4 protein-coding genes are annotated in these 2,924 nt (G+C 38.4%); 2 read left to right on the top strand and 2 right to left on the bottom strand.

From position 1 onward, the window contains the following. Positions 1-142: 142 nt before the first annotated feature. The gene (locus GCU44_RS23145) at positions 143-1,198 is read left to right on the top strand and encodes a DEAD/DEAH box helicase (protein ID WP_194201676.1); all 1,056 of its coding nucleotides are present in this window, start codon (positions 143-145) and stop codon (positions 1,196-1,198) included. A gap of 84 nt (positions 1,199-1,282) precedes the next feature. On the opposite strand, the gene GCU44_RS22835 is transcribed toward GCU44_RS23145, so the two are convergent. Then, positions 1,283-2,041 (bottom strand): nucleotidyl transferase AbiEii/AbiGii toxin family protein, encoded by a 759-nt coding sequence (locus GCU44_RS22835; RefSeq protein ID WP_154859699.1) that lies wholly within the window; start codon positions 2,039-2,041, stop codon positions 1,283-1,285. Beyond that, the gene (locus tag GCU44_RS22830; RefSeq protein ID WP_154859698.1) at positions 2,038-2,325 is read right to left on the bottom strand and encodes a DUF6922 domain-containing protein; all 288 of its coding nucleotides are present in this window, start codon (positions 2,323-2,325) and stop codon (positions 2,038-2,040) included. The genes GCU44_RS22835 and GCU44_RS22830 overlap by 4 nt, the downstream gene beginning before the upstream one ends. Before the next feature lie 128 nt (positions 2,326-2,453). On the opposite strand from GCU44_RS22830, the gene GCU44_RS23555 reads away from it, so the two are divergent. Further along, complete coding sequence (locus GCU44_RS23555; protein ID WP_455423651.1) at positions 2,454-2,810, top strand: hypothetical protein; 357 nt, start codon at positions 2,454-2,456, stop codon at positions 2,808-2,810. Positions 2,811-2,924 lie beyond the last annotated feature (114 nt).

The following is a 2,924-nucleotide window of genomic DNA, read 5'->3' as shown; positions in this document are numbered from 1 at the left end:
TTTCTCTTTTAGGTTTTCTTTTTCTTCTGTACTCATGTCTACTACTTATAAAATTTAAAACTAAATTCCAAGCTTAGACAGAGTTGAGATTACAGTCTCGGCACTAATTACAACCGGACAGTTTTTCGGAGAGGGAACCGACTTGCAAAATGCCTCCTGCCTTTTCCTTGTTTATCCCTTCTCTTTTAAAGGTAAACTGATTCAATATATTGGTCGTGTTCAGCGATCTGAAATCAGCCCGGTTATTTATGATTACAGAGATCATAAAATTGAATACCTGAACCGGTTATTTCTGAAAAGGAATACCTATTACCGACAGCTTAATCGGCAGGCAACATTATTTGATGACACAGCGATTGCCGAGCCCCCCTTCGGGCAAACATTTACAGTTGATAAAAAAATCAAGGTACTTATTGACCAATTGGATTTTCGTTATGGTGCAATTGCTTTCCGCTATCGAGTTTCTGAGATCAAGACGGAAGTGGAGTTTGAAATAGAAAATGAAGAGGTGAGGCCTGAGTTTGATGTTTTGAAGCCATATTTCTCCAAAATATTAAAGTCAAAATACGTGGAAGCTGAAGTTTTTGCGGAGTTTGAAAATAACGAGTTGGTTTCACAAAAAGCTAGTTCGACTGGTCTGGAAAGTATCAACCGGGAGATCATTGAAAGCGTAAAATTCCGATTTATTGAACAGGGAATTCTCGGTAAGCAATATGTTCCAGGTATGGAAGAAAACTTACTCGGGCTCGACAAGATACAGGAAGGACAAAATGGTAAACCATTCTATGATTCAGAAGAACAATTGTTAAGTGATCTTTTGAAAAATGAGAAAGTGAGGCATTACAGGCACCTACGATATCTGGCATCCAGGCATGACGGCACTACATTAAAACTCAGGTTTGTCTTAAATCCATTCTCATTCGTGTTCCTTCTTTCCGGCACAGAACAATATCATGTTGTTTTAGAAACACTGGACTCCGAAGAAGCTACTTACATCTGGCATATTGAGAAAAACAGGCAACTGCTCCCACAAAAGCTACGAACAATTGACAAGGATCTGAATATTATCCGAAACAAAGGCAGACAAATGTTTCTGGAAAAGGAACCACAAAATTTCAGCCGGATCTTCCATGACTATACGGACGAAAGAAAAGGATTTGTTATTTGGAAAGATAACTTAGAAGAAAGATTATTTTGAAACCGAGGGGACAAAAAATCGGCTTCCAAAATCGTCATTATCCTCTGAACTGAACGAATAAAAAGGGCTGTTTTTAAGATTGAATCACATTCTTCCAGGAGTTGGAAATTCCAATCCCATTTCTTGGAACAATTTCCGCACTTTAAACCTCCAACTGATCCTGGCTTCTTGCCAGGACTTGCTCCCCTCAATGATATCAATTCTGTCGTTGGTATGGAAGGGCTTGTTTTTTGAATATTTCCTTTTGTCAAATTCCAATAATAGCTCAGGCCTGGTTAGTGGGCTGATTTCATTGTCCAGGTCAAATATATTCCGGTGTTGAGGTTTATTGTACTTCTCTGATTTTATTTGAAGTAAACTGAATAGTTCTCCAAGAGGGATTTCATCGGTAATGTAATCCAGATCATAAATATCCTTTTTGGCGTAACGGTTGGAGGCACTCATCAACTTTAGCAGTCCGATGTCCGGCTTCGATAAAATTCTCATTCCATCAAATTCATCCGGTCCGGTCAGGTATTGAATGTTTTGAAGCAGTTCTAGTTTTATGACGGTTTCTGATTTTGTAATAAATAGTCTTAAAAAAATGAACTGCCCATCCAATTCCAGGTTGATCCGGTTTACTATAATATTTTTTGAACCATATAGGCCAGCTATCTCTGTTATGATTCTTTCAAACCCGTCTTTCCCGATAATGTTGTTTGATACAAAATCTATATCATAAGAGACCCTATGATTGTACAAAAGTGCCAGATTGGTACCACCAGCCAGCATAAAGCTGTAAAGGGATGGGAGTTGCTGAAGCTTTTTGATTGTTGAAACCAATAAAGGGTCAACAGCTTTCATTGTTTAAAACGAAAGAAAATACCCACATCATATCTGTTGGCAACCAGCCTGCAGACCTCATTGCTTATCCTTTCTTTTGTGGTCTTGAGATGTTTTAGGATCTGCTTTCTGGAATAAAGTTTTTCCAGAGTGACAATATCTGTATCAAAAGTTTCCGGAGTAGTTGCAAAGAGGGCACGGGGAATAATAATATCCTTGTCCCTTTCAAAGTCAAGCGCACTATGATCCATATCCCAAAATAGATGTTTGGGGAAGACTTTCGCTATGTTGATTTTTTTCTTCACAGTACAAAGTTAACGATATTTTATAAAAAAAGATGCGTAACCGAGCGGTGGTGTTTGTCCTTGACTCTCTGGTAATTTTACTTTGTCTAACGATTGTAAGTCGGTCCGGAGTAATTTAATCATTCATTTTGTCACGCCGACTTCACCCTTCTGCTAATCTTATTCAACAGGTCAAGTTTATTATTACTTCCAGCCTTTTTGAAAATATTCTGTATGTGCTTGTTGACGGTCCTTTCGGAGATATTCAGCGTATCTCCGATTTCTTTATAGATGTAGCCATCCCTGACCAATTGGCAGATCTCCGTTTCCCTTTTGGTAAGTCCCAAATTCTTACACCGGATGGCGAAAATTTCCTCTTCATTTTTGGTTTGGATCAAGTCCAGTGTTTCCAGATCCTTGCGGTTTTCCTCAATCATATTCCGGAAAAAAAGAAAGGTGATGATCAGGAATCCGCCGTTGGTAAAGAGCCAATGCTATTAAGTTAGGAAAAATGGCCTCAGGAGACAAAATAAGCCGATTTTCCTTATGAAAACCGGCCTACTTTAGGTAAATTATGTTGTCTTAAACATATAGCTATGAAGGTACAAAATACCAACCAA

The organism is Cyclobacterium xiamenense (genome assembly GCF_009467825.1).
In the GTDB taxonomy this organism is placed as follows: domain Bacteria; phylum Bacteroidota; class Bacteroidia; order Cytophagales; family Cyclobacteriaceae; genus Cyclobacterium; species Cyclobacterium xiamenense.
Note: the sequence above shows the minus strand (reverse complement) of the source record. Positions and strands in the feature narration are given on the sequence as shown.